Annotated in this window: 19 protein-coding genes and 1 pseudogene; 10 read left to right on the forward strand and 10 right to left on the reverse strand. The window is 70.9% G+C overall.

The window, feature by feature from the left end; translation table 11 throughout:
* Positions 1–173 precede the first annotated feature (173 nt).
* The 5 genes and pseudogenes from ABL844_RS00120 to ABL844_RS00140 form a co-directional block, all read left to right on the forward strand.
* Positions 174–8207, forward strand: a pseudogene (locus tag ABL844_RS00120) (amino acid adenylation domain-containing protein); the annotation flags it as partial.
* Positions 8208–8311: 104 nt separating this feature from the next.
* Positions 8312–9283 carry a TauD/TfdA family dioxygenase gene (locus ABL844_RS00125; protein WP_418123535.1) on the forward strand — a complete coding sequence of 324 codons (972 nt, stop codon included), beginning with the start codon at positions 8312–8314 and terminating at the stop codon, positions 9281–9283.
* 33 nt (positions 9284–9316) lie between these two features.
* Positions 9317–10231: a TauD/TfdA family dioxygenase gene (locus ABL844_RS00130; RefSeq protein WP_126020810.1), complete on the forward strand. Its 915-nt coding sequence runs from the start codon at positions 9317–9319 to the stop codon at positions 10229–10231.
* Positions 10228–11403: a hypothetical protein gene (locus ABL844_RS00135; protein ID WP_418130129.1), complete on the forward strand. Its 1176-nt coding sequence runs from the start codon at positions 10228–10230 to the stop codon at positions 11401–11403. The genes ABL844_RS00130 and ABL844_RS00135 overlap by 4 nt, the downstream gene beginning before the upstream one ends.
* A gap of 13 nt (positions 11404–11416) precedes the next feature.
* Positions 11417–12844, forward strand: coding sequence for an alpha/beta hydrolase family protein (locus ABL844_RS00140; RefSeq protein WP_418130130.1), 1428 nt, complete (start codon positions 11417–11419; stop codon positions 12842–12844).
* 3 nt (positions 12845–12847) lie between these two features.
* Here the strand turns inward: ABL844_RS00140 and ABL844_RS00145 are convergent, their stop codons facing one another.
* The gene (locus ABL844_RS00145) at positions 12848–13147 is read right to left on the reverse strand and encodes a hypothetical protein (RefSeq protein WP_184639107.1); all 300 of its coding nucleotides are present in this window, start codon (positions 13145–13147) and stop codon (positions 12848–12850) included.
* A 315-nt stretch (positions 13148–13462) separates the two neighbouring features.
* Between ABL844_RS00145 and ABL844_RS00150 the strand changes: the two genes are divergently transcribed.
* From ABL844_RS00150 to ABL844_RS00160, 3 genes are all read left to right on the forward strand, one after another.
* Positions 13463–13984: a hypothetical protein gene (locus tag ABL844_RS00150; protein WP_184639106.1), complete on the forward strand. Its 522-nt coding sequence runs from the start codon at positions 13463–13465 to the stop codon at positions 13982–13984.
* Positions 13985–14104: 120 nt separating this feature from the next.
* Positions 14105–14599 (forward strand): hypothetical protein, encoded by a 495-nt coding sequence (locus ABL844_RS00155; protein ID WP_126020800.1) that lies wholly within the window; start codon positions 14105–14107, stop codon positions 14597–14599.
* A 132-nt stretch (positions 14600–14731) separates the two neighbouring features.
* Entirely contained in the window at positions 14732–15982 is a 1251-nt protein-coding gene (locus ABL844_RS00160) for a metallophosphoesterase (RefSeq protein WP_418130131.1), read from the forward strand.
* 3 nt (positions 15983–15985) lie between these two features.
* Here ABL844_RS00160 and ABL844_RS00165 read toward each other — a convergent pair whose 3' ends face one another.
* Positions 15986–16447 (reverse strand): polyhydroxyalkanoate granule-associated phasin, encoded by a 462-nt coding sequence (locus tag ABL844_RS00165; protein WP_418123542.1) that lies wholly within the window; start codon positions 16445–16447, stop codon positions 15986–15988.
* Between the two features lie 252 nt (positions 16448–16699).
* On the opposite strand from ABL844_RS00165, the gene ABL844_RS00170 reads away from it, so the two are divergent.
* On the forward strand, positions 16700–17278 hold the full coding sequence (locus ABL844_RS00170; protein WP_418123544.1) for an acyloxyacyl hydrolase: 579 nt from the start codon (positions 16700–16702) through the stop codon (positions 17276–17278).
* On the opposite strand, the gene ABL844_RS00175 is transcribed toward ABL844_RS00170, so the two are convergent.
* From ABL844_RS00175 to ABL844_RS00185, 3 genes are read right to left on the reverse strand one after another with little or no spacing between them, the layout of a single operon-like run.
* Positions 17279–18247: a lysylphosphatidylglycerol synthase domain-containing protein gene (locus ABL844_RS00175; protein WP_418130132.1), complete on the reverse strand. Its 969-nt coding sequence runs from the start codon at positions 18245–18247 to the stop codon at positions 17279–17281.
* A 40-nt stretch (positions 18248–18287) separates the two neighbouring features.
* Entirely contained in the window at positions 18288–19571 is a 1284-nt protein-coding gene (gene clsB, locus ABL844_RS00180) for a cardiolipin synthase ClsB (protein ID WP_418130133.1), read from the reverse strand.
* A 10-nt stretch (positions 19572–19581) separates the two neighbouring features.
* Entirely contained in the window at positions 19582–20421 is an 840-nt protein-coding gene (locus ABL844_RS00185) for an endonuclease/exonuclease/phosphatase family protein (protein ID WP_375792094.1), read from the reverse strand.
* A 220-nt stretch (positions 20422–20641) separates the two neighbouring features.
* Here ABL844_RS00185 and ABL844_RS00190 point away from each other — a divergent pair, with 220 nt between their 5' ends.
* Positions 20642–21073, forward strand: coding sequence for a serine/threonine protein kinase (locus ABL844_RS00190; protein WP_418130134.1), 432 nt, complete (start codon positions 20642–20644; stop codon positions 21071–21073).
* Between the two features lie 98 nt (positions 21074–21171).
* On the opposite strand, the gene ABL844_RS00195 is transcribed toward ABL844_RS00190, so the two are convergent.
* The 5 genes from ABL844_RS00195 to ABL844_RS00215 all read right to left on the reverse strand — a co-directional run bounded on the left by ABL844_RS00195 (position 21172) and on the right by ABL844_RS00215 (position 26085).
* A complete protein-coding gene (locus ABL844_RS00195) occupies positions 21172–21741 on the reverse strand; it encodes a Spy/CpxP family protein refolding chaperone (protein ID WP_369660211.1) in 570 nt (189 codons plus the stop codon).
* 166 nt (positions 21742–21907) lie between these two features.
* On the reverse strand, positions 21908–22981 hold the full coding sequence (locus ABL844_RS00200) for a flavodoxin family protein (protein WP_418130135.1): 1074 nt from the start codon (positions 22979–22981) through the stop codon (positions 21908–21910).
* A gap of 81 nt (positions 22982–23062) precedes the next feature.
* Entirely contained in the window at positions 23063–23971 is a 909-nt protein-coding gene (locus tag ABL844_RS00205; RefSeq protein ID WP_418130136.1) for a pirin family protein, read from the reverse strand.
* 75 nt (positions 23972–24046) lie between these two features.
* Positions 24047–24820 (reverse strand): GNAT family N-acetyltransferase, encoded by a 774-nt coding sequence (locus ABL844_RS00210; RefSeq protein ID WP_418130137.1) that lies wholly within the window; start codon positions 24818–24820, stop codon positions 24047–24049.
* On the reverse strand, positions 24817–26085 hold the full coding sequence (locus ABL844_RS00215) for a biosynthetic peptidoglycan transglycosylase (protein ID WP_418130138.1): 1269 nt from the start codon (positions 26083–26085) through the stop codon (positions 24817–24819). The genes ABL844_RS00210 and ABL844_RS00215 overlap by 4 nt, the downstream gene beginning before the upstream one ends.
* Positions 26086–26094: the final 9 nt, after the last annotated feature.

The following is a 26094-nucleotide window of genomic DNA, read 5'->3' on the forward strand; positions in this document are numbered from 1 at the left end:
TCGAGCAGGGCGAGCTGGTGCTCAAGGCGCCGCGCGGCGTGCTGACGCCGGGCGTGATGGCCTCGCTGAAACTGCACAAGCAGGCGCTGCTGAGCTGGGCTGCCGCGAAGGGCGACGCCGTTGCGCGGGAACAGCAGCCGCACGAGCCCCGCACCACACCCCGCACCACACCCCGCATCACGCCCCTCATGCTGCCGCTGGTGCGGCTGGAGCAGGCGCAGATCGACCGCATCGTGGCCGCCACGCCGGGCGGCGCGGGCAACGTGCAGGACATCTATCCGCTCGCGCCGCTGCAGGAGGGCATCCTGTTCCATCACCTGCTGCAGCAACAGGGCGACGCCTACCTGACCCGGCTGCTGATGGCCTTCGACAGCCGCGAGCTGCTGGACGGCTTCGTCGCCGCGATGGACGAAACCATCGCGCGCCACGACGTGCTGCGCACCGCGGTGCAATGGGATGGCTTGCCCGAGCCGGTGCAGGTGGTGTGGCGGCGGGCCCGGCTGGAAATCGAAATGCTGGAAGCCGGTGACGGCGGCAGCGAGAGCGATGTGCAGGCGCGGCTGCAGGCCCATGCCGACCCGGCGCGCTGCCGCCTCGACGTGCGGCGCGCGCCGATGATGCGCGGCTTCGCGGCGTTCGACGCACCTCGCGGACGCTGGCTGCTGCAGATGCTGCATCACCACCTCGCGATGGACCACGTCACGCTGGAGCTGCTGGCGCAGGAAGTCGGCCTGGTGATGCAGGGACGCCGCGAGGAACTGCCGCCGCCCGTGCCTTTCCGAAACTTCGTCGCGCAGGCGCGGCTGGGCGCACGCGAGGCGGAGCACGAGCAGTTCTTCCGCGCGATGCTGGGCGACGTGGAGCAGCCGACCGCGCCCTTCGACCTGCTCGACGTGCAGGGCAATGGCAGCGACACGGTGCAGGCGAGGCTGCGGCTGGAACCCGCGCTGTGCGCGGACCTGCGCCGCGCGGCGCGGGCGCGCGGCACCAGCGCGGCCAGCGTGTTCCACCTGGCCTGGGCGCAGCTGCTCGCGCGATGCAGCGGAAACGGCGGCGGCGACGTGGTGTTCGGCACCGTGCTGCTGGGCCGCCTGCAGGGCGGCGCGGGTGCCGACCGCGCCATGGGCATGTTCATCAACACGCTGCCGCTGCGCGTGCGGCTGGATGGGCGCGGCGCGGGCGAGGCGCTGGACGAAACTGCCGCGGCTCTTGCCGAACTGCTGCGCCACGAGCACGCATCGCTGACGCTCGCGCAGCGCTGCAGCGGCCTGCCCGCGAACACGCCGCTGTTCTCGGCGCTGCTGAACTACCGCCACAGCCGCGAACAAGCGGCGCAAGGCGAGCAGGGCATCGCCGGCATCCATCACCTGGAAAGCCGCGACCGCACCAACTACCCCTTCGTGCTGCACGTGGATGACCATGGCGAGGACTTTTCCATCACCGCCGAGATCGTCGAGCGCGTGGACGCCGCGCGCATCGCCGGCTGGATGCGCGAAACCCTCGGCAACCTGGTGCGCGCGCTCGACCGGGCACCCGACACGCCGATGCACCGCATCGAGACCCTGCCGCCGGCCGAGCTCGAACAGGTGCTGCGCGGCTTCAACGGCACACGCCGCGACCACGCTGCCGAAGGCGAACTGGTGCACGCGCTGTTCGAGCGCCGGGCCGACGGCGATCCGTCCACACCGGCGCTGGAATCCGCCACCGGGCGGCTGACCTATGGCGAGCTCGAAGCGCGGGCGAACCAGCTGGCCCGGCATCTGCGCACGCTGGGCGTGGTGCCCGACCAGCGCGTGGCGATCTGCCTGGACGGCGGCGCGGCGGCGGCGATCGCCATCGTGGCCACGCTCAAGGCCGGCGGCGCCTACGTGCCGCTGGACCCCACGCTGCCCGACGGGCGCCTGGCGCACATGCTCGCCGACTGCGCGCCGCGCGTGCTGCTCACGCAGCAGCGGCTGTTGCACCGCCTCGCCGCTGCGCCGGCCTGCGAACCCGTGCTGCTCGACGACATCGCCGGGGCGCCATGGGCGCAGGCCGCCGCGCCGCGTCCCGACGCGCATGCGATGGGCCTGCGCGGCGACCACCTGGCGTATGTGATCTACACCTCCGGCTCCACCGGCGTGCCCAAGGGCGTGGCGATGCCGCACCGTGCGCTGGCCAACCTGCTGGCCTGGCAGCGCGAGCAGCTGCCGGACGCGGCGCGCACCCTGCAGTTCGCGGCGCCGGGCTTCGACGTCGCGTTCCAGGAAATCTTCTCGACGCTGGCCACGGGCGGCACGCTGGTGCCGGTGCCCGAGGAGCTGCGCCGCGACCTGCCCGCGCTGGCCGGCTGGCTGGCCGGGCAGGGGATCGAGCGGCTCTTTTTGCCCTGCATCGCGCTCCATGCGCTGGGCGAGCTGTGGTCGCAGCAGGGGGAAGCGCTGCCGCCGGCGCTGCGCGACCTGATCGTCGCGGGCGAGCAGCTGCGCATCACGCCGGCGATACGGCGGCTGTTCGACGGCGGCGGCGCGGCGCGGCTGCACAACCACTACGGCCCGACCGAAAGCCACGTGGTCACGACCCACACGCTGGCGGGCCCGGCCCGGGACTGGGACGACCTGCCGCCCATCGGCACGCCGGTCGACAACTGCCGGCTGTACCTGCTCGACGCGCTGGGCCGGCCGGTGCCGCGCGGCGTGGCGGGTGAAATCCACATCGCCGGCGCGCAGGTGGCGCGCGGCTACCTGAACCAGCCCGCGCCTGGCGCCGAGCGCTTCCTGCGCGATCCGTTCCCGGACGCCGAAGGCGCGCGCATGTACCGCAGCGGCGACCTGGGCCGCTGGCGCGAGGACGGCACGATCGAATACCTCGGGCGCAACGACTTCCAGCTCAAGATCCGCGGCCACCGCGTGGAGCCGGGCGAGATCGAGGCGCGCCTGGGCGAGCTGCCCGGCGTGCGCGAGGCGGCCGTGGTCGCGCGCGAGGATGTGCCCGGCGAGAAACGCCTGGTCGCCTACATCGTCGTCGCGGACGGCGCGCCGACCGAAGACCCCCTCGATCCCATCGACCCCGCCGAACTGCGCCGGCAACTGGCCGCGCGCCTGCCCGAGCACATGCTGCCCGGCGCCTTCGTGCCGCTCGCCGCCCTGCCGCTCACTCCCAACGGCAAGCTCGACCGCAAGGCGCTGCCGGCGCCGGAGAGCCTGGCCTTCGCCCACCGCAGCTACGAGGCGACGACGGGCGAGATCGAGAACACCCTGGCGCGCATCTGGTGCGAGCTGCTCGGCATGGAGCGCGTGGGGCGTGACGACGACTTCTTCGAGCTCGGCGGCCATTCGCTGCTCGCCGTGCGGCTGGTCTCGCAGCTGCGCGAGCGGCTCGGGGTGGAGCTGCCGCTGCCGGTGCTGTTCACCCACCCGCGGCTCGCCGACCTGGCGCGGGAGGTGGCCGAGGCAAGCCAGAACACGCTGGGCGCGATCACGCGCGCCGACCGCTCGGCGCCGCTGCCGATGTCCTTCGCGCAGCAGCGGCTGTGGTTCATCGCGCGGGTCGATCCCGAGGCGAGCAAGGCCTATCACGTGCCCGACGCGGTGCGGCTGCGCGGCCCGCTGGACAGGGCGGCGCTGCAGGCCGCCTTCGACCGCATCGTCGAGCGCCACGAGGTGCTGCGCACCCGCTTCGTGGGCATGGCGGGCGAGGCGCGGCAGGTCATCGACGCGCCGCGCGGCTTCGCGCTTCTGCATGAAGACCGGCGCGGCATCGACGACGAGGCGCTGGAACGCATCGTGCGAGAGGAGGCGCTGCGGCCCTTCGACCTGGCGCTGGGCCCGCTGATCCGCGGCCGGCTGCTCGCGCTCGGCCCCGACGACCACGCGCTGCTGGTGACCATGCACCACATCGTGTCCGACGGCTGGTCTGGCGGGGTGCTGGCGAAGGAGTTCTCGGCCCTGTACGGCGCCTTCCGCGAAGGCCGCCCCGATCCGCTGCCGCCGCTGGCCATCCAGTACGCCGATTTCGGCATGTGGCAGCGCCAGTGGTTGCAGGGGCCGCTGCTGCAACAGCAGCTGCAGCAATGGGTGCGGCAGCTGCGCGGCGCGCCGGCGTTGCTCGACCTGCCGACCGACCGGCCGCGCCCGCCGGTGCAGGACTACCGCGGCGCCAACATCGCGGTCGAGCTCGACGCGGCGCTCGGCCAGGGCCTGCGCGCGCTGGGCCAGCGCCACGGCACCACGCTCTACATGACGCTGCTCGCGGCATGGGCTGTGGTGCTGGGCAGGCTCGCCGGGCAGGAGCAGGTGGTGATCGGCAGTTCGCACGCCGGGCGCAACCGGGTGGAGGTGGAACCGCTGATCGGCTTCTTCGTCAACACGCAGGCGCTGAAGATCGACATCTCGGGCGGCCCGAGCGTGGGCGCGCTGCTGGCGCAGGCGCGGCAGACGGCGGTGCTGGCGCAGAGCCTGCAGGACGTGCCCTTCGAGCGGCTGGTGGAGGCGCTGAACCCGCCGCGCTCGCTGGCCCATCACCCGGTGTTCCAGGTGATGCTGTCGTGGCACAACACGCCCGGGGCCGCGCTCGAGCTGCCCGGCCTGCAGGCGCAGAGCCTGGGCGGCGGCGCCGACAGCGCGCAGTTCGAGCTGTCGCTGGAGCTGCGCGAGAACGGCGAAGGCATCGCCGGCCAGCTCAACTACGCCAGCGCGCTGTTCGACGAGGCCACGGTGCGCCGCCACTGGCGTTGCCTGGAGGCGGTGCTGCGCGCCATGGTCGCCGACGACGGCCAGCCGGTCGACCGCATCGACCTGCTGGATGCCGACGAGCGCGCGGCGATCGTGGAAGGCTTCAACGAAAGCCATGCCGCGGTGGCCGAACCGGTGCTGGTGCATGCGCTCATCGAGCAGCAGGCGGCGCGCCAGCCCGACGCGCAGGCGATCGAATACGCGGGCGAAAGCCTGGGTTATGGCGAGCTCAACGCGCGCGCCAACCGGCTCGCCCACCATCTGCGCGCGCTCGGCGTGAAGCCCGACGACCGCGTGGCGATCTGCGCCGAACGCAGCCTCGAACTGGTGGTGGCGATGCTGGCCACGCTCAAGGCCGGCGGCGCGTACGTGCCGCTCGACCCGGTGCATCCGGACGAGCGCCTCGCGCAGATGCTGGAAGACAGCGGCGCGGCCGTGCTGCTGACGCAGCGGCGCCTCGACGCACGGCTGCAGGCGCCGCAACGATGCGCGCGCGTGCTGCTCGATGCCGAACTGCCCAAGTGGGCCTCGGCGCCGTCCGCCAACCCGGACCCGGCCGCAGTCGACCTCACGCCCTCGCACCTGGCCTACGTGATCTACACCTCCGGCTCGACCGGCGAGCCCAAGGGCGTGATGGTGGAGCACCGCAACGTGGCCTTCTTCCTGCGGGCTATGGAGGCCTGCGCGCACGGCACGGCGCCCGATTGCCGGCGCGTGGCGTGGAACTCCTCCTTCGGTTTCGACATGGCGGTGAAGGCATGGGGCCAGCTGGCTTTCGGCCGCAGCGTGTTCCTGCTGCCCGAAACGGACCGGCTCGGCGCGCACGAGCTGCTCGGCTTTCTCGAAACCCATCGCATCGAGGCGATGGAGTGCACGCCCTCGCACCTGCGGCTGCTGCAGGGCGCGGGCCTCCTGCAAGGCCGCGCACCGAGTCTGCGAAAGCTGCTGCTCGGCGGCGAGGCGATCGATGCGGCCACCTGGGGCACGCTGGCCGCCGTCGAAGGGCGGCTTTTCTTCAACATGTACGGGCCCACCGAGTGCAGCGTGGACGCGAGCTGCGGCGTGATCGACGGGCGGCGCCCGCACATCGGGCAGGTGATGCCGGGCGCGCGCATCTACGTGCTCGACGCGGCGGGACACCCGGTGCCGGTGGGCGTGGCCGGAGAGATCCACATCGGCGGAGCCGGTGTCGCGCGCGGCTACCTGGGCCGGCCCGAGCTCACGGCCCGGCGATTCCTGCGCGACCCCTTCGTTGCCGAAGATGCGCCGGCGCGCATGTACCGCACCGGCGACCTCGGCCGCTGGCGCGATGACGGCACGCTCGAATACCTGGGCCGCAACGACCAGCAGATCAAGCTGCGCGGCTTCCGCATCGAGCCCGGCGAGATCGAGGCGCGGCTGACACGGCTGCCAGGCGTGCGCGATGCGGCGGTGGTCGCGCGCGAGGACGTTCCCGGCGACAGGCGGCTTGTCGCGTATGTGGTGGCCGGTGCGGAAGCGCCCGATCCGGCACTGCTGCGCGCGGGCCTCGCCGCGCAGCTGCCCGAATACATGCTGCCCTCGGCCTTCGTGACCCTCGACGCGCTGCCGCTCACGCCCAACGGCAAGCTCGACCGCAAGGCGCTGCCCGCGCCCGACGCGCAGGGCCTGGCGCTGGGCCGCTACGAGCCGCCGCAGGGCGAGGCGGAGCGCGCCATCGCCGCGCTGTGGTCGGAGTTGCTCGGCATCGAGCGCATCGGCCGCCACGACAACTTCTTCGACCTGGGAGGCTATTCGCTGATGGTGTTCCAGGTCATCGAGGGGCTGAAGCGCAAGGGCTACGAGGTGGCGCTGCAGGACGTGCTGCTGGCGCAGCAGCTCGGCGCGCTGGCGGCGCTGATCGGCAAGCCGCGCGAGGACGTGGCGGACGGGAACGCGGGTGCGAACGCGCAGTGGGTGACCATCCGCAAGGGCGGCGGCACACGGCGCGCGCTGGTGTTCGTGCACGAACCCAGCGGCGAGGTGCTGTCGTACGAGCGGCTGGCGCGGCATGTCGATCCGGAGATCGGCCTCTACGGCATTCGCGCCGACCGCGCGGCGGTGCATGGCGAAAGCCGCTACGAGGACCTGGCCGCCGGCTACGCGCACCTGATCCGCGAGGCGTTGCCGCAGGGGCCTTACCGGCTCGCAGGCTGGTCGGCCGGCGGCGTGCTGGCCTTCGAGGTCGCACGGCAGCTGATCGCGGCGGGCGGGCGGGTCGAGTTTCTCGGCCTCATCGACAGCTGGCACCGTGGCGAGGGCGAGCGCGGTGTGTCCGAGCTGGGCGAGCAGGACCGCAAGCTGCTGCTGGTGGCCTTCGCCGAGTACTACGGACGCAAGCTGGAGGCGAGCGAGATCGAGCGCATCCTCGCCGCCGACGGGCTGCCCGCCGCGATCGCGCTGGCGCGCGCCGAGGAGTGGCTGAAGAAGGACATGAGCCCGGCGGAGTTCGACGCGCGCGCGGGGCTGTGGTTCGATCTGCGCGCGGCGGCGCACCGCTATCACGCGCGGCCGCTGGAGGTCGATGCGCACCTGTTCTCGGCACTCCCCGGGGACGCTGGCGATCCGGCCAACGGCTGGAGCGCGGTGCTGGGCAACCGGCTGCAGGTGCATCACGTCGGCGGCGACCACTGGAGCATCATGATGGACGCCGGGCATGCGGCGCGCGTCGGCGGGGCGATCGATTCGCTCCTCGCGCGGCTCGATGGCGCTCAGGCGAAGCCGGCCATGGCCATGGCCAGCCGCCAGCCGGCGGCCGGCGCGGTGGTGACCATCAGGAGCGGCAGCGGCGCACAGGCACGCAAGGTGTTCTGCCTGCCGGGTGCAGGGGCCAACGCGACCACCTTCCTCGACTTCGCGTCGCGCAGCCCGGGCGACGCAAGCTTCATCGGCCTGGAGGCGCCCGCGCTGCTGGGTCGCGAGGGCGAGCCGCCGACGCTGCAGGAGGCGGCGCGGCGGCATGTGGATGCGATACGCGCGCTGCAGCCGCAGGGGCCCTATCACCTGATCGGCCATTCCTTCGGCGGCTGGGTGGCGCTGGAGGCGGCGCGGCAACTCGCCGGAGCCGGTGCGACGGTCGCGCCGGTGGTGCTGGTCGACACCGATGCGCCGCGCGCCGAAGGTTTCGGCGACCGCGCCCACGCGCTGCGCGAGTACCTGGCGCTGATCCGGCTGCAGGGCGGAAAGGAGCACGGGCTCGACGCCGGCACGCTGGCCGCGCTGCCGGCCGGCGAGCAGACGGCATCGGTCTTCGAGGCCATGCGGCGCGCCCGCCTCCTGCCGCCCAGCGCGCGGCGCGCGGACTTCGCGCCGGTGCTGGAGATGTTCTGCCGCCAGTGCGCGATCGGCTACCGCCCCGAGAGCGAGTTCACCGGCCTGGCGTTGCTGCTGCGCGCGGTTTCAGGCGACGGGACGGAGGCCGTCGGCCTCGATGCCTGGCGCCGCCACGAGCCCCGGCTGCGCAGCTTCGATGTGCCCGGCAGCGATCACCTGTCGATCCTTCGGCCGCCGCACGTCGATCGCGTGATCGGCATCGTCGGGCGCCATTGGTACCTGGGGCAGCGGCCATGAGCGGGGTGGCGATGACCGCAACGGACCCGGGCGAGGGCGAGGGTGAGGACTTCGGCGACGGTTTTCCGCATCGCATCCACGCCGATGCGGAACTGGCCGGCGGCAGCGCGGCCGATGCGCAAGGCTGGTTCCGCGAGGCGATGCCGCGGCTGGAGCCGGTGCTGCTGCGCGCCGGCGCGCTGCTGTTTCGCGGTTTTCCGCTGCGCGAGGCGGCGGACTTCCGGCGCGCGGTCGCGGCGATGGCGCCGCTGCAGCTGCGCGACTACGCGGGCGGCACCTCGCCGCGCAGCAAGGTGGACGAGGGCGTCTACACCTCGACCGAGTACCCGAGGCAGCTGGAGATCCCGCTGCACAACGAGATGTCGTACAGCCTGCGCTGGCCGGGGCGCCTGTATTTCTTCTGCGCGACCGCGCCGCAGGCCGGCGGCGAGACGCCGCTGGCCGACTCGCGGCGCGTGCTGCAGGCGATGCCGGCTTCCATCGTCGAGGAGTTCGAGCGCCGCGGGCTGATGTACGTGCGCAACCTCGCGCCGGCGCACGCGCCCTACAACGCCTGGAGCAAGGCCTTCGAGACCGCCGACCGCGGGCAGGTCGAGGCGCATTGCCGCGAGATGGACATCGGCTGCGAATGGCAGCCCGGCGGCGGCCTGCGCATCCACGAGCGGCGGCCGGCCACGCGCGTGCATCCACTGAGCGGCGAGCGCGTCTGGTTCAACCAGGCGCACCTGTTCCACGCCTCCAACACGCCGATGGGCGCCAGGGTCGATGCGCGCATCGAGGCCGGGCTGCCGATGGCGGCGTACTACGGCGACGGCGGGCGCATCGACAACGACACGCTGGCCGGCGTGCGCGAGGTGCTGCGCGCGCAGCGCCGCAGCTTCGCCTGGCGCCAGGGCGACCTGCTGGTGGTGGACAACCTCCTCGCCGCGCACGGGCGGCTGCCCTTCGAGGGGCCACGCCGCATCCTGGTGGCCATGGCCTGACGAGATCGAAGAACCCAAGGTGTGAAACAACCCATGCAGATCACTTCCCCTTCCCACGAGCCGCTCGCGCCCTGGATCCGCCGGCACCGCGAGCGCATCGACGAGGCCCTGTGGAGCGACGGCCACGTGCTGTTCCGAGGCTTCGACGTCGGCGGCCTCGCCGGCTTCGAGGACTGCGCGGGCTCGGCCTGCGACGCGCTCTACCGCCATTACGGCGACCTGCCGCTGGCCAGCGCGGGCGACAACGTCTATTTCGCCACGCCGTATCCGAAGCACCTGGAGATCCGCTTCCACAACGAGGCCTCGCACACGCGCAGCTGGCCTTCGCGCCAGCTGTTCTTCTGCCTGGAGCCGGCCTCCGAGGGCGGCGAGTGGACGCTCTCGGACGGGCGCCAGGTGATCGAGCGGCTGCCGGCGCAGATGCTCGAGCGCTTCCGCGAGCTGGGCCTGATGTACCGGCGCCGCTTCATCCGCGGGCTGGACACTTCCTGGCAGCAGTTCTTCAAGGTCGAAAGCCTGGGCGAGCTGCGCGAGAAGATCGGCGCCAGCGGGCACGGGATCGACGCGATCTCCGAGAACGACCTCACCGTGTCGTACCGCACCCATGCGGTGCTGCGGATTCCCGAGCGCGGCACCGAGGCGTGGTTCAACCAGATCCTGCTGCACCACCCCGACGCGCTGCCGGCCGAGGTCGATGCGATGCTGGGCAGGCACTTCCGCCGAGACCAGTTTCCGCGCACCGTGTTCTTCGGCGACGGCAGCCCCATTCCGGCCGAATGGGTGCGCACCATCGACCGGGTGCTGGTGGAGTGCTCGGTCCGCATACCCACCGAGGCCCACGACGTGCTGCTGGTCAACAACCTGCTGATGGCCCACGGGCGGCTGCCCTACAGCGGCAACCGTCAGGTGCGCGTGGCGCTGGGCGACATGCGCGAGGTGGCCGCGTGATCCGCCGCCAGCACGTCGCCGCCGACTTCTTCCCGGAGGCCGAGGCGATGCGCGCGGCCTACGACGAAAAGGTGGGCAACGCCTACCGGCAGGCCATCGAGTGGCAGTACTTCTGCGACCCGCGCATGTACACCTACCTGCGCACGGCGCCGCAGCAGGTGTTTGCGCAGCCGCTGTGGCGGCGCTTCGACCGGCACCTGCGGCAGTGGTGCATGGAGCACGCCGGCCTGGTGCCGACGGGCGAGCCCAACCTGCACCTGATGGTCAACGGCTGCACGCTGGGCCTGCACAGCGACTTCCAGAACGGCACGCTGGGCTTCGTCTACTCGCTCACGCGGTGGGAGTCGCGCAAGTTCGCCGGCGGCGAGACGCTGCTGATGCGCGACGGCGTGCCCAGCTACAGGAAGCACCACGTGCAGGGCGAGGTGCTGTACGAACTGGTGCCGGCGCGGTTCAACCAGCTGCTGCTGTTCGACGACCGCGTCGTCCACGGCACGCCGACCATCCAGGGCAGCATGGACCCGCTGGAAGGGCGCATCGCGCTGGTGGGGCACCTGCGCGCCGCCTCGCCGGTGGTGACTGCGGGGCCGCTGGACGAGGCGGCCGCGCGCGAGGTGATCGCCGGATTCCATCGCTCGCTCGCGCAGCCGCTGAAACCGTTCAAGGAAGTGCAGGGCGTGACGAGCCTGCGCCTCGCGGTGGCGGCGGACGGCCGGGTGGAGTCGGTGGAGGTACTGACCGACAACTTCGTCACCGCGCAAAGCGGCTACGAGGCGGACGACGATGTCGCGGCGGCGCGCGCGCTGGTGCTCGACGCGGCGGCGAAGCTGCGCTTTCCGGGTGCGGGCGGGCCGTCGAAGCTCATCGCGCCGGTGCTGCTGCCGCTGCCGGATTTGCGGCCGGTGGAGATCGTCGTTGCGCATGCCGGTCAGGCGGCGGTGCTGCGCGAGGCGCTCAAGGCGCAGCTGAAGGAGGGCGAGGCGCTGGGCTTCCGGGTCGAGGTGCAGGGCGACAGCTTCGCGGTGCGCGAGCCGCTGGCGGGCACGATCCGCATCGAGAGCCATCGCATCGTCGCCTTCTTCGACGCGCCGATGTGGGTGCCCTCGCAGCGCGAGCATTTCCAGGCCGGGCTGGCCGAGAAGCTGGGCATGCTGGCCAGGTACGCGGGCTGAGGGAGCCCAGGCCGTGTCGGTGCTCGATGGCGCGATCGTGCTGGTCGCGGTCGGTCTTGCGTTGGCCGCCGCGGCGACGAGGCGGGTGGGCGCGCGCGTGGTCTCCGGCATGTCGGCGATGCTTCTGGCCGCCTGTGCCTTCCAGCTCTGGCGCGAGGGCTTCTACTGGCAGTTCCTTCCCGTCTATTCGTTGCTGGCGGGGCTGCTGGCGCTGGGCTGGAGGCGCGGCCGGCCAGCACCATCACCGCTGCCGCCGCGCGCGCTCGCCTGGCTCGGCCGTGGCGGCGTGGCGGGTCTGGCCCTGGCGGCGCTGCTGACGTGGAGCTTCCTGCCTGTGCCGGAGCTGCCCGCGCCGCACGGCCCTTACGCGGTCGGAACCCAGGTGTTCCGCTGGGTCGACAGCGAGCGCGCCGAGGACGCGACCGCCGACCCGGACGACCGGCGCAGCGTGGTGGTGCAGGCCTGGTATCCGGCGGCGGCCGGGGAGGGCGCCGCGGGGCCGTCGCGCTACATCGACGGCCTCGAGAGGCTGCCGGACTTCGTCTCGCTGATACCCGGACTGGTGATGCGGCGCTACGACCGCATCGACACCCACGCGCGCCTCGACGCGCCGGTGGCGGCGCAGCGGGAGCGCTGGCCAGTGGTGCTGTTCTCGCCGGGTTACGGTGCCTCGCGCGCTTTCTATTCCGGCCTTCTTGCCGACCTGGCCAGCCGCGGCTTCGTGGTGCTCGCGCTGGACCATGCCTACGAGGCGCCGGTGGTGGAGCTGGCCGACGGCCGGCTCGCGACGCCGGTCGTGCGCTTCCTGCCCGACGACCCCGACCGCCTGCGCTACATGGGCGCCAGGCAGGCTGTGCGGGCGGCGGACCTTCGCTTCGTGGCCGGCCGCGTCGGTCAGCCCGGGGCCTTCGGCCCGCGCCTGTCGCAGCGGCTCGATCCGCGGCGCATCGCGGCGATCGGCCATTCCTTCGGTGGCGCCAGCGCGGTGGAGGCGGCGATGGAGGACGCGCGCATCCGTGCCGTCGCCAACATCGACGGCACGCTGTACGGCCACGCGGCCACCGGCGCGCTGCCGGTGCCCTTCCTCCTGCTGGAGAGCGACCACCGCGAGACGCGGCATTCGCGGCACTACCTGGACGGCAATCTCGCCCTTGTGCGGCATGCGCGGGCAGGCGGCTACCGCTACCAGATCGCCGAGGCGAACCACTACAGCTTCACCGACGTGCCGCTGTATCTTTCGGCGCCGGCGCGCTTCGCTGCCGCAGCGCTGATCGGCGGGTCGCGCGGCCCCGCGCGGACACAGGCGGCCGCCAACGACGTGCTGGCGGCTTTTCTGGCGAAGCTGTCGATGGATGCGCCCGGCGATGGCGTCGCCGCCGCGGCGGCGCGGCATGCCGGGGTGAGCGGGGGGCCGGTGGGCATGCGTGCCGGCGGCCCCTGAATGTCACTTCACGTCGGTGCCGTGGCCTGTGGCGTTGCGGGGACAGCCGAGGTTGAACTGCTTCTCGAGCGTGTGCTGCAGCTGCCGCGTCAGCTTCGAGATGCCGCCGGTGCCGCTGGCGGCGCGGCCGATCAGCGCGCCACCCGCCGCGCCCGCCGCGAGGCGCGCCACGAGCGAGCGGCTGCGGCCCGCGGCGAGCAGCAGCAGCACGCCCACGCCCAGCACCACCAGGTGCTCGCCGGGGTAGTCCTCGCGCTGCGCGTCCACTCGCCTGAATTCGTTGATCGTCGATTCCCAAGACATGGCTGAAAGCTCCTTCGTTGCGGTTTGCAGCCGTCGTTCTTAGCCCGCCCGGGCGTGCACCGCTGTAGGCGTTCGCCATGCACTGTTGCCGAACGCACTCCCGGATGCGCTCGATGGAGCGGATCAGGGTTTCCGTGAGGTTTGTGAGCAGAAGTGGCGCGGGGCCACGTCACACGGCCGTCATCAGCTATGAAAACAATAGCATTCAGTTCCGATCCGCAGATCGTTCCTCGTAAACGCTATATCTAGCCCGACTCTTGCTAAGCAAAATCCCCGACGGATTTCACGTCACGCAAGTTCGAGGACCACACAGCAATGAACCCTAAGCGTCTCCGCCGGCCCCTGGCCGCGCTGGTATTGGGCGGCACAGCAGCACTCCTCGGGGCCGTGAGCACGGCCCATGCGTTCACCAACCCGCCCATCCAGGTGGCGCAGGGCATCGAATACATGTGCGGCGGCGCCGCCAGGGACGAGGCCGCGTTCATGGAAATGGTCTCGCCGCGCTGGGCCGCGACCATCGAGCTGGGCATCAGCGACGGCAAGGGCGCGCTGAAACCCGGCTTCCCGGCCAAGGCCGCGGTGGAAATCCACCAGAAATACACCGGCCAGACGGTGATGAGCGTGGAATCGCAAAGCCCCTACATGCTCGCGCGCCTGAATCCGGGCGCCTACGACGTGAACGTGACGCTCGGCGGCCTGACGCTGACGCAGACGCTGGTGGTGATCGCTGGCGTGCCGGCGCGCGCTTCCTTTGTGTGGCCGTCGAACTTCGACATGGCCTCGGTGATGCCGCCGCAGACGCAGACGCTCGCGCAGTCGTCCGCCACGGCGCGCTGAGCCAGCGAGCGCCCGCCCGCCGCCGCGGGCATCCACAGGTCAGACTTTCCTAAGCCGCGCACAGCACAGTGGCGGCGTGGCTTCTCGCCACGACGACCAAGGAAAGAAAGGACTCTGACCATGACCCCCCGTTTTCCATCCTCGCTGCGCGCAATGCGGCCGCTGGCGGCCGCGATGTTCTGCGGCGCCGTCCTGCTCGGCGCCGTGACGTCGGCCCAGGCCACGGTGAACCCGCCTATCTACATGTCGCACGGCGTCGAATACATGAGCGGCGGCATCGGCAGCGACGAGGCCCAGCTGATGGAGACGGTGTCGCCGCGCTGGCCCGCCACCTTCGAATTCGCGATCAAGGACCACAAGGGCGCCGACTTCGCGGCCAACGTGCACGTGACAGTGCGCGACGGCAGCGGCACCGCGCTGCTCGACAACGTGGTGTCGGGCGGCCCCTTCATGGTGGCGCGGCTGGACCCGGGCAACTACACGGTCGAGGCGCGCATCGGCAGCCAGGTGCTCAAGCAGGAGCTGCGCGTGCCGCAGGGCGCGCCGGCCAAGGCGACCTTCGTCTGGCCGGCCGGCACCGACATGGCCTCGGCCGGCACGCGCACGGTGCAGTAGAGCCACGCAAGTGAGCGCCGGCCTGCATCCGGCTGGCGCACAATCCGGGGTTGGGCCATGCCACAAGGCTTGCTATCCGGGCGCCGTACGCTATAGAAAAAATAGCGACCGATGCGCCTCGCGGTGTCTTGAATGCGCGGCATGCGCCTTGCAGATGGCCTGTCCCGGGCCGCGCCCGCCCCCTTTGCCCCGATGCCGATCCGTCCCCTGAGCGCACTGACCGCGCTGTTGCACGTCTATATCGCGCTGCGCCTGCTGCCCGCGCTCGCCGTGCTCACGCCCGCGTGGCCGCTGGCGCTGGTCGCGCTGGCGGTGTCGGCGGCGACGATTCCCCTGCCTTTCGTGTCGCGCCGCGGCACCCGCGAGCGCTCCGGAAACGGCAGCGTGCTCAAGTGGACCGGCCTGATCAGCATGGGCTGGTTCTCCTCGATGTTCGTGCTGACGCTGGTGCGCGACGCCGGCCTGCTGCTGGCCTGGCTCGCGGGCGCCGTCGGCGGCGTGCAGGTGCAATGGGCCACGCTGCTGCCGTGGAGCGCGCTGGCGGTGCTGGCGATGGCCACGGCCACCTCGGCCGTCGGCTTCCTGAACGCGCGCCGCACGGCCGGCGTGAAGCGGGTGGAGGTGCCGATCCGTGGCCTGCCGCAGGCGCTGGAGGGCTTCAGCATCGCGCAGCTCAGCGACATCCACGTGGGGCCGACGATCCGCAACAGCTACATCCAGCGCATCGTCGACGCGGTGAACCGCCTGGGCGCGGACGCCATCGCGATCACCGGCGACCTGGTCGACGGCAGCGTGCCCGAGCTGCGCGAGCACATCGCGCCGCTGGCCGGGCTGCGCGCGCGGCACGGCACCTTCGTGGTCACGGGCAACCACGAGTACTACGCGGGCGCGCATGCCTGGATCGACGAGCTGCGCCGGCTGGGCCTGAAGGTGCTGCTCAACGAGCACGTGGTGCTGCAGACGCGCAACGTGCGCGGCGCGCAGACCGATGAAGAGCTCTTCGAAAGCGCGCTGGTGCTGGCCGGCGTGACCGACTTCACCGCCGGACATTTCGACGCGGCGCACGCCAGCGACCCGCACCTGGCGCTGCACGACGCGCCGCCGCTGGTGCACACGCGCGTGCTGCTGGCACACCAGCCGCGCAGTGCGCCGCTGGCGGCTGCGGCCGGCTACCAGCTGCAGCTGTCGGGCCACACGCACGGCGGCCAGTTCTTTCCGTGGAATCTTTTCGTGCCGATGCAGCAGCCCTTCACGGCCGGCCTGCACCGCCTGCACGACATGTGGGTCTACGTGAGCCGGGGCACCGGCTACTGGGGCCCGCCCAAGCGCTTCGGCGCGCCTTCGGAGATCACGCTGCTGACGCTGGTGCCGGCGAAGGCCTGAAGCTCAGGATTCTTCGAGCCCCGACAGCCGGCGCGCGTTCGACGTGGCGGCAGCGTGGATGGGCGTGAGGCCCTGGCGCGCGATGCGCGCCGCGATCTCGGGCAGCTCGCCCGCCGCATCGACCGTATCCGCCGCCGATTGCACGAAGGCGTCGCCGTGCGCGGCCGCCTGCGCGGGCGTGACGCTGCCCGCGAGCGAGAAGAAGGCCGTCGTGCTCCGCAGCCATTGCTGCAGCACCCGGTTGGCCAGAGAGAAGTGGCTGCTGTGCCACTGCCGGGCCATCGCGAAGCCCGACTCGCTCGCGGCATCGAGCTTTTCCTGTCCCATGAGCTGGAACTCGGCAAGGTCGTCCGCGCTGGGCGCGAGCCCCGCGCGGGCCATGCGCTCGGTGCGCATGCCGATCACGAGGCCGGAGGACAGCAGCATCTCGTGGGTCTTGAGCGCCAAGTCGAACCACTGCTGCATGAGCGGGCCCTGGAGGCGGACAACTGGACTTGAAGAAGAAGACGACGACATGTTGGACGGGCCGTGGAAGAGGCCGAGGGCACTATAGGCGTGAGCCGGCGGAAGCGGTTGGTGCACAAGAACAACAGTTCTGCATTTTTGTTGATCGAGTCCTACTTTCCGATGTGGAAATTACGTGCCGGGCAGGTGCGAACAGCGGCGGAGATTGAAGATGGCCTCTCGATTCCATCCAGTGCATTCGCCCGCCACATCATGAGATTTCACACCTGCCTGCCTGCCGTCGCAACCGCTCTGGTCGCGGGTCTTCTCGGTCTGGCAGGTACCTGCGCCCACGCCTTCGAGGACAAGGAGCGCGGCTTCTACGTCGAAGGCGGCCGTGCGCCGCACGGGGAGAGAGGCGCCACCAATTCGGCCACGGTGGGCATGACCATCCCGTGGTCGCCGCGGCAGCCGGTGCAGGAGGGCGCGCTCACCACCTACTGGGACCTGTTCCTGAGCAACTGGCATGCACCGGCGCTGGGCAACGGTCCGCACGACTACGCGCAGATCGGTGCGATCTACACCTGGCGCTACCGCTTCGACCACGGCGGCTCGCCCTGGTTTGCCGAAGGCGGCGTCGGCGGCAGCGTGATGGACCACGTCTACAGGACGCCCGACCGCAGCTTCAGCACCGCCTTCCAGTTCACCGAGGTGATCGGCATCGGGCGCAGCTTCGGAGAGCACGGCGCGCACGAGCTGACGCTGCGGCTGCAGCACTTCTCCAACGGCGGCATCAAGAAGCCCAACCCGGGCGAGAATTTCGTGCGGCTGCGCTACACGTATCACTTCTAGCTAGCGCCCGCCACGCAGCGCGGGCGCGCGCAGCCGCCGGGCCCGCGCCTCGGTGAGCAGGTAGCCCAGCGCGGCCACCGCCAGAGGCAGCAGGTAGTAGAGCCCCCTGTACGCCAGCAGCGCGCCGAGCAACTGCGCCTGCGGCACCTCGTGCGAGAGCAGCGCGACGAACACCGCCTCCAGCACGCCGAGTCCCGCCGGCACGTGCGTGAGGACGCCGGCCACCGCCGCCACGAGCAGCACCGCGAGCACCTGCGCATAGGCCACCTGCCCCTGCAGCAGGAACCAGATCACGCCGCCGATCAGCGACCAGTTGGCGCACGACATCGCGAGCTGCAGCAGCGCCATGCCGAACCCCGGCACCTTGAGCCCGAACCCGCGCACGCGCCACACGTGCCCGCGCGCCAGGGCGCACATCACCAGGTAGGCCAGCGCGACCACCAGCAGCGTCGCGCCGAGGACGCGCAGGCCCTCGCTGCCGATCTTCCATTCGGGCGGCAGCGTCATCGGCCAGAAGCAGAAGGCGGCGCCGGCCACCACGAGGTAGCCCAGCCAGTTGGTCAGCATGCTGAAGCCGAGCACGCGCGTGATGGTGTCGTTGGAAAGCCCCAGCCGCGAATAGAGCCGGTAGCGGAAGGCCACGCCGCCCACCAGCGAGCCGAGGTTGAGGTTGAAGGCGTAGCTGATGAAGGTCACGCCCATCACCGTGCCCGTGCCCAGGCGGTGCCGCGTGATGTGCCGGCCCAGCAGGTCGTAGGTGCTGTAGAGGGCGAAGCTGCAGGCCGCCAGGGCGCCCCCCGCGAGCAGGGAAACCGCGGGCAGCACGCGAATCGCGTCGAGCACGTCCTCCCAGTCGATGACGAGCGCCTGCCGCACCAGCAGCCACGCGATCAGCGCGAAGAAGCCCCACACCGCCGTGCGGCGGGCCCAGGGCCACCAGCTGTGGCGCGAAAGGGCCAGGGTGCTCATCGGAAGGCGCTCCTGTTGCGGTTCGGGCGGTCCGGGCCGTTCAGGCCGCTTCCGTCTGCGTGGCGCCGCCCGTCGGGTTGCTGCGCCCGGTGTCGCGCCGGCTCGCGAGGTCGGTGGCTTCGGCCGGCGTCAGGCGCGGCACGTGGCGCGGCAGTCGTCCCAGCAGGGCCGGGTACCAGCGCAGGATGTGGAACACGAAGAAGCTGCGCACCAGCCGCCAGCCGCTCCATTCGCTGGCGAGGTCGGCCGCCTGCACCTGCTTGCAGCTGTGCTGCATCAACCTCTCCATGCGCTCGGCCAGCACGTTGTTGAAGGCCTCGTCGCGCACGACCACGTTGGCCTCGAGGTTGAGCGAGAGGCTCAGCGGATCGAGATTGCTGGAGCCCACGGTGCTCCACCTGCTGTCCATGAGCGCGACCTTGCCGTGCAGCGGGCGGTCGCAGTACTCGTAGATGCGCACGCCCGCGTGCAGCAGATGGTGGTAGAGCATGCTGGCCGCGGTCTTCACGATCGGCATGTCGGGCTCGCCCTGCAGGATGAGCCGAACGTCCACGCCGCGCCGCGCGGCGCGGCGCAGCTCCTTGATGAGCCGGTAGCCCGGGAAGAAATACGCGTTGGCGATCACGATGCGCTCGCGCGCGGCGCGGATCGCCGCGCGGTACTGCCGCTCGATGTCGTTGGTGTGGCGCCGGTTGTCGCGCGTGACGAACATCGCGTCGGCCGTGCCGGCGGACTGCGCATGCCTCGCATCGGGCAGCTGGCGCAGCCTGCGGCGGAACCAGCCGGCGCCCTTGCCTCCGAGAGCGATCGCGCGCAGCACGAACTGGTGGATCTCGCCCACGATCGGGCCTTCGAGCTCCACCGCGTAGTCCTGCTTGGCCATCGGGCCGTAGTCGAGCAGGTGGTCGGCCGAGTAGTTGATGCCGCCGACGAATGCGCGCTCGCCGTCGATCACCACGATCTTGCGGTGCATGCGGCGGAACACGTTGAGCCGCTGGCCCATGAAGCGGCGGCCCGGGTCGAACACACGCACCTTCACGCCGGCCGAGGTCAGTCCCTCGATGAATTCGCGCGAGAGATCGGGCGAGCCGAAGCCGTCGATCATCAGGTCGACCTTCACGCCGCGCAGCGCCGCCTCGCGCATGGCGGCATGCAGCTGCAGGCCGACCTTGTCCTCGAACAGGATGAAGGTCTCGACGATCGCCTCGCGCCGCGCCCGGCGGATGGCTTCGAACACGCGCGGGAAGAACTCCTCGCCGTTCTCCAGCAGGCCGATGCGGTTGCCGGCGATCCAGTGGTTGTCGTTGACGTTGTTGTCGCTCATGGCGGCGTGCTCACAGGTCAATGTCCGCCACCAGCGGCGCGTGGTCCGAAAGATGCGACCACGGCCTGCGTGGCAGCACCACCGGCGCATGCGCGCCGGCGTTGCGCACGTAGATGCGGTCCAGCGAGAGCACCGGGAAGCGCGCCGGAAAGGTCCGGGCCGCCCGGCCGGTGGCGTGCACGAACACCTCGCGCAGCGAGGCGCCCTTTTCGAGGATGTCGTGCGCACGGCCGCGCCAGTCGTTGAAGTCGCCCGCCACGATCAGCGGCGCCTCGGCGGGCACCTCGTCGCGCACGATGTGGCACAGCAACTCCAGCTGCTGCTGCCGGTGCGCCTCGGCCAGGCCGAGGTGGGTGCAGATCACGTGCACGTCGACCACGCGGCCCGGCAGCCGCAGCACGCAGTGCAGCAGGCCGCGCTTCTCGGGGCCGCTGACCGACACGTCGTGATTGCGGAAATGCACGATGGGGAATTTGGAAAGCACCGCATTGCCGTGGTGCCCCTTCGGATACACCGCGTTGCGGCCGTAGGCGAACTGCGGCCACATGGTGTCGGCCAGGAACTCGTAGTGCGGCGCCTCGGGCCAGTTGCTTACCCGGCGCGAATGGCGCGAGTGCGTGCCCAGCACCTCCTGCAGGAACACCACGTCGGCGCCCACGGTGCGCACGGCGTCGCGCAACTCGGGAAGGATGAACCTGCGGTTGAGCGCGGTGAAGCCCTTGTGGGTGTTCACCGTCATGACCTTGAGCGAAGTCGGCGTGACCTGCGCTGCCGGCTGGCCATTGGCGACATCGGCCGCGTCGGCGGCATCAGGCATGGTGGCGTCGGGAATGATGGGCGTGGAGGACATCGTCATGCACGTTGTACGTGGCCGCGCCCTCGCTGACTGTAGGAACGCGCCAACTTCTTCCCGCCGCCATCCCGCCGCCGCCTTCGTGCCCGGACGGCCGGCTCCTACAGGCACGCCTGCCGCACCCCCACACGGGCGGAATTTCGAGGCTTCTACGGTGAATTCACGGTTCGGAAAAAGGCAGCCCGCCTTTCAAGGAACAAGCCACAAGGAGTACCCCATGAGACACCAGACAGCTTTCCACGCCCCCGTTCTCGCCGCGCTGCTGGGCGCGGCGGGCATCGCGATGGCGCAGACCACGTCCATTCCCGCCCAGCCCGATCCCTCGGTCGGCGGCGAAGCCAGCACCATGACGCCGGCCGGCGTCGCCAATCCGCCGCAGCGGCCCGACAACTCGATGCCGCTGTCGCGTGAATCGGTGAAGGCAGAGGCCCGCGCGCACAACCGCAACAACGCCAACAACCCGGTGCCCAAGGGCGAGGTGACCACCACGGTCAACAGCCAGCCCAACGCCATGCCGCCGCCCACCGGCGAGATGTCGCGCGCCGAAGTGAGCCAGACCGGGCGCAAGGTGAAGCCGCAGTTCGGCCAGAAGGGCGAGCGCCCCGACGTGGTGACGAACCCCACGGACAAGACGGGTACGCCGAAGTAGGCACAAAGGCCCATTGAGCCATGAGCCCATGAGGCAAAAAGCCCGCAGCGCTTTTCGCGTTGCGGGCTTTTTTGTTGCTGCCTCCGGGCAGCGATCGATCAGCTCTTGGCGGGAGCCGGCGGCGCGCCGCGATGGCCGCCGTCATGGCCACGGTGACCGCGCGGGCCGCCGAAGTGGGCGGTCTCGGCGTCGAAGGTCTTCTGCTGGTCGGGAGACAGCGTGGCGTAGAAGGTCTTCGTGGCTTCGGCGCGCTTGGCGAACATCGCGCTGCGCTCGGCCTGGCGGGCCTGCATGCGTTCCAGGCGCTCCGGCGTGGTCAGTTTGGCGAACTCGGCGCGGTCCATGTGCGGACGCGGACCGGCGGGCGGCTGCGTCGCGCTGGTGAAGGTGCTCCATGCGCCTTCCTGGGCCGAAGTGAGCTTGAGCTTTTCCTTCAGGGCGGCAAGACGCTTGGCGCGGTGTTCCTTCATGCGCTCCATGCGCTGGGCCGGATCCATGCGCTTGTGCTGCGCCTTGGGCGCGGCGGCGTTGTCGGCCTGGGCCACCGCGGCGGTGGGCGCGGCTGCGGAGGGAACGGCAGCCGGCGCTTGAGCGAAGGCGCCCGAGGAGGCGAGGGCGGCCGAACCGAGCAGGCTGGCCCAGACGATGCGTTGGCGAAGAGAAATCATGAGAAGTGCTTCCTTTCGAAGAAGCCCGCCGCCGATGGGCAGCAGGTGAGAGGAAGTGTGGAAGAGCTCTGTATCGCATCCGTTAGCCCGGCGTGAGCTTGCGTAAAGAATGATGAACAGGGCCCGTGGAAGCCGCCTCCTGCGTGATTTATCGACTCTTTTCCTCCTACTTGGGCCGGGGCCGCTTCAGTCCGCGGTCGGGAGGCTGCAGCCTGCCCGCGCGCAGTTCGGCGACCGCGTTGACCATGGAGCGGGCCACCTGGCGCACTTCCTCCTGCACGTCGGCATCGGCGTCGAGCGCCTCATGGCTGGTGGCGTAGGGCTCGTAGTAGCCGATGTAGCGGTCCAGCCGCGATTGCGTGCCGGCCTCGATGAGGCCCATCCAGTCGAGCCAGTCGCAGAGATTGCGGCGCACGCTCTCCACGCCGGCCACGTCGCCGTGCACCACCACGCCGTAGGCGCGGCCGTCGAGGTGCCTGGGATAGCCCCAGCCCTCCAGCTCCAGCGCCTTGGCCTCATCGGGCTTCTTGCCGTGGGTGCTGGTGGGGTCTGGGTTGCCTCCGTCCGCGCACACCAGGCGGTCGATCATGAGCTTCAGCGGGCTCGCGGCCTGGTACCAGTGCGTGGGCGTGAGCAGGATCACGCCGTGCGCGGACACCCAGCGCTCATAGATCTCGTTCATCCAGTCGCCGGTCTGGCGCAGCGAGTGGTTCGGATAGCAGCTGCAGGGCCAGTGGCACAAGGGCATGGCGGTGGAGACGCAGCCCTTGCACGGGTGGATCTGCAGGCCGTACTCGGAAGTCAGCAGGCTCAGGTCGAGCAGGTCGGTCTCGATGCCGCTGCCGTCCAGCACCTCGCGCGCGATCTGCGCCAGCCGCCAGGTCTTGGAAACCTCGCTGGGGCAGGTACCGTCGTTGCGCGGCGAGCCGATCACCAGCAGCACTCGTGACGCCGTCTGCGGCTGGCTCCAGGCCGACTGCGCGGCGTCGATGCGCGCCTTGGCCTCGAGCCAGTCGACCGAAAGTTCGTACTCGGGGTCGGCATAGCCGGGCCCGGCCTTGCGGGTGACGGGCGACTTGCGGCCTTCCTCGTAGGCCTCCCAGGCGATGAGTTCGATGCGCCGCAGCGAATCGGCCTCGGCACGGAAGGCCGGGTCTTGAAAGGGCTGCATGAAACGTTCATGGAACTCGGCGCGCTGCAGCGTCTTCGGCGCCTGTCCTTTCCGGATCGTGGGAGGCATGGTCGCAATCTAGGCTGCCCGCGCGGCAACCGGAGCCCGTGCCCGATGCCGTCTTCCGGTAGGCGGGCGACTACAGCAGCCTCAGCCCAGCTTCCCGTTCTGGAAGTCGTGCACCGCCTGCCGGATCTGCTCGGGCGTGTTCATCACGAAGGGGCTGTACTGCGCGATGGGTTCGTTGAGCGGCCTGCCGGCAATGAGCAGCGCGCGCGCCGGGCTGTGGTTGGTCGCGCCGGCGCGCAGCACCACGCCGTCGCTGCCCGGGTCGTTGGCGAGGATGGCCATGCGCCGCGTCGGGATCTCGCTGCCCGCGATCCACAGCGATTCGCGGAACACGTAGACCAGGGCGTTGTGGTCCTGCGGCAGCGGCTGCGCGAATTCGGCGTTTGGCGGCAGCTCGATGTCCAGGTAGAGCGGCTCGGTGTGCTCGCGCCGCACGGCGCCTTCGATGCCGTGGCTCGCGCCCGCGATCACGCGCACGCGCGCGCCGCCGGTGGTGGTGAATTCGGGAATCTCCGCGCTCTGGATGTCGCGATACCAGGGCTCGCGCATCTTGTCTTTCGCGGGCAGGTTCAGCCAGAGCTGGAAGCCTTCCATCAGCCCTTCTTCCTGCTCGGGCAGTTCGCTGTGCACGAGGCCGCGGCCGGCGGTCATCCACTGCACGCCGCCGTTTTCCAGCAGTCCTTCGTGGCCCGCGCTGTCGCGGTGGCGCATGCGCCCGGCGATCATGTACGTGACGGTCTCGAAGCCGCGGTGCGGATGGTTGGGGAAGCCGCCGATGTAGTCGCCCGGGTTGTCGCTGCCGAAGGCGTCGAGCATGAGATACGGGTCGAGCCGCTTCTGCAGGGGCTGCTGCAGCACGCGGGTGAGCTTCACGCCGTCGCCATCGCTGGTGGAAACACCGGCCACGATGTGGTCGATGCCGCGCGGCGTGGCGACGGGATCGGTGGGGTGATTGGCGTGGTGGTTGGCGTGGTGGTTGGCGTTCGTCATGCGTCCATGGTGGCACTAACGCCCGCGCCGCGCCACCCGCGCGCTGTCAGCCGACGGCTCGTGCGGCCTGCAGCTTCAGGGCCATTGCTGGCGCTGCCAGTAGCTGTATTTCCACTGCGTCCCGAAGCCGGCGCGGCGGTACAGCGACAGCGCCGCCTGGTTGTTCGCATCGACCTGCAGGAACACGCGCTCGAAGCCCCGTTCCGACGCGGCCTGCGCCAGCCCGGCCAGCACGCGCCCAGCGAGACCCCGGCCGCGCTGCGCCTGGTCGGTGCGCATGCCGTGCACGCTGGCCCAGCCGTGGCCGAAGGCCATCGCGCCGGCGGCCACGGTGCGGCCGCCCTCGCGCACGCTGGCGTAGAGCGTGCCCTTGGCGCGCGAGAGCATGCGCACGCGATGGGCGCCGTCCACGGGGTCGAATCCCTCGCCGAGGAACAGGGCCGACCAGGCGTTGTCGGGCGCGCGGTCGACGTCGGCCAATGCGCCGTCCGGCGCGGCCACCTGCCGCATGCGCTGCACCGAGCCGATCTGCACGCAGGTGGGGCTGTCGGCCATGTAGTGCCTGCGCTCCAGCTCGGCGCGCAGGCTGTCGAAGCAGGATGCGTCGGCAAGCCGCAGCGCGGGCGCGGCCTTGCGGCTGTCGTAGCGGTCCTCGATGCGGTCGAGCGTGGCGGCCTCGACCGCGCCGCGATGCAGCGGCACGGCCGACTTGGCGCGCTTGACGGTGCCGCTGGCGAACGGCAGCAGCCAGCCGTCGATTTCCTCGGTCAGGTCGGGCGACACCGCCGCGATGGTGGCGCGTTCGATGGCTTCGATATCGGTGGCGCCCAGCACGGCTGTGTTCGTCATTGCGTTGCGGCCTCCGGCGCCATGAATTTCGCCGCGGCCACGCTCTTGAGCAGGGCCTCGCGCTGGTTGCGGCTGATTCCGCGGATGCCTTCGGCGATCCATTTGACGCGGTCGGCGTCGATCCGGCCGTCGCGGCGCCATTGCTCGAGCACGGCCTGCGGCTTGTGCAGCATGGCTGCGAGCCACACGGCCTGTGCCGGCTCCAGCGTGCGCGCGCTGCGCTTGAAGTAGCGCCTGGCCGCAGCCTCGGCGCCGCAGAGATTGCCGCCCCAGGGCGCGTTGTCCAGGTACAGCTGCAGGATGCGGGCCTTGCCCAGCGTCTGCTCCATCTCGACCGCGTAGAGCAGCTCGCGCAGCTTGCGCTCGGCCGTGCGGTCGCTGCCCGTCACCAGCAGCTTGGCGAGCTGTTGCGTGAGCGTGCTGCCGCCGCGCCGTGTCTGGCCGGGCTTCTGGTTGTTGTCGATGGAGGCGAGGATTTCCGTCAGGTCGTAGCCGCCGTGGGTGAAGAAGCGCTGGTCTTCGGCGGCGATGACAGCGCGCGCCAGCCAGCTGTCGTTGGCCAGCTTCGCCGAGGGGCCGCAGCTGGTGCGCGCGCCCAACATGGCCTCGGTGCCCAGCCCTTCCACGGTGAATTGGCTGATGGTCGGCTGCACCGCGAAGGTGGCTTCGGGCAGCACGAGCTGGCCCCGCAGCGCCAGCGTGCCGCCGATGCGCGCGCGCTGCAGCTCCGGCAGGGCGGGCACCAGCACCGCGTACCAGCGGGCGATGGGGGCGTCCTGCACGCTGGCGTTGAGGTGGATGTTCTTCGGCATGAGCCTGCCGTCCCAGTGGCCCTGGAGCTGGCTCGCGTCGTTGCTCTGCGGCGTGGCCTCGAAGGTGCCGTTGAGCGTGTTGCCGTCGCGCTTCACCGTGGCGACCAGGCGATCGACGCGGATCGGCTGGGTGCCCAGCGCCGGCACCTCGGCGCTGCAGGGCGCGCACTGCATTTCCAGCAGTTCGCCGGCCGGCTTCCAGGCGAAGCGCACGGTGCCGAATCGGGTGCCGAACGAGCGGCCGTCGAGATACGGCGCGAACCATGTCGAGGTGGCCACGCGCACCGCCGTCGGCACGCCGATCTCGAAATTCAGCGGCCCTGCCTTCACCGTGGTGCTCCATTCGCCGGCAGCCGGCGCGAGCGCCAGCTTGACTATCAAAAAGATAGCTACGCAGGCCGTAATGACCAGGGCCAGCAGGCCATAGAGCACGAATCGCAGGGTCTTCTTCACAGGCAGGTT

Source organism: Variovorax sp. 278MFTsu5.1 (genome assembly GCF_048305045.1).
GTDB classification, from domain to species: Bacteria; Pseudomonadota; Gammaproteobacteria; order Burkholderiales; family Burkholderiaceae_C; genus Variovorax; species Variovorax guangxiensis.

Coding starts and splice junctions, on each gene's coding strand:
- ABL844_RS00210 (WP_418130137.1), bottom strand. CDS start 24,820: ATGACGAACACAGCCGTGCTGGGCGCCACCGATATCGAAGCCATCGAA.
- ABL844_RS00185 (WP_375792094.1), bottom strand. CDS start 20,421: ATGTCCTCCACGCCCATCATTCCCGACGCCACCATGCCTGATGCCGCC.
- ABL844_RS00175 (WP_418130132.1), bottom strand. CDS start 18,247: ATGAGCACCCTGGCCCTTTCGCGCCACAGCTGGTGGCCCTGGGCCCGC.
- ABL844_RS00150 (WP_184639106.1), top strand. CDS start 13,463: ATGAACCCTAAGCGTCTCCGCCGGCCCCTGGCCGCGCTGGTATTGGGC.
- ABL844_RS00170 (WP_418123544.1), top strand. CDS start 16,700: ATGAGATTTCACACCTGCCTGCCTGCCGTCGCAACCGCTCTGGTCGCG.
- ABL844_RS00155 (WP_126020800.1), top strand. CDS start 14,105: ATGACCCCCCGTTTTCCATCCTCGCTGCGCGCAATGCGGCCGCTGGCG.
- ABL844_RS00160 (WP_418130131.1), top strand. CDS start 14,732: ATGCGCGGCATGCGCCTTGCAGATGGCCTGTCCCGGGCCGCGCCCGCC.
- ABL844_RS00195 (WP_369660211.1), bottom strand. CDS start 21,741: ATGATTTCTCTTCGCCAACGCATCGTCTGGGCCAGCCTGCTCGGTTCG.
- ABL844_RS00145 (WP_184639107.1), bottom strand. CDS start 13,147: ATGTCTTGGGAATCGACGATCAACGAATTCAGGCGAGTGGACGCGCAG.
- ABL844_RS00190 (WP_418130134.1), top strand. CDS start 20,642: ATGAGACACCAGACAGCTTTCCACGCCCCCGTTCTCGCCGCGCTGCTG.
- ABL844_RS00130 (WP_126020810.1), top strand. CDS start 9,317: ATGCAGATCACTTCCCCTTCCCACGAGCCGCTCGCGCCCTGGATCCGC.
- ABL844_RS00125 (WP_418123535.1), top strand. CDS start 8,312: ATGACCGCAACGGACCCGGGCGAGGGCGAGGGTGAGGACTTCGGCGAC.
- ABL844_RS00205 (WP_418130136.1), bottom strand. CDS start 23,971: ATGACGAACGCCAACCACCACGCCAACCACCACGCCAATCACCCCACC.
- clsB (WP_418130133.1), bottom strand. CDS start 19,571: ATGAGCGACAACAACGTCAACGACAACCACTGGATCGCCGGCAACCGC.
- ABL844_RS00165 (WP_418123542.1), bottom strand. CDS start 16,447: ATGCAGCAGTGGTTCGACTTGGCGCTCAAGACCCACGAGATGCTGCTG.
- ABL844_RS00200 (WP_418130135.1), bottom strand. CDS start 22,981: ATGCCTCCCACGATCCGGAAAGGACAGGCGCCGAAGACGCTGCAGCGC.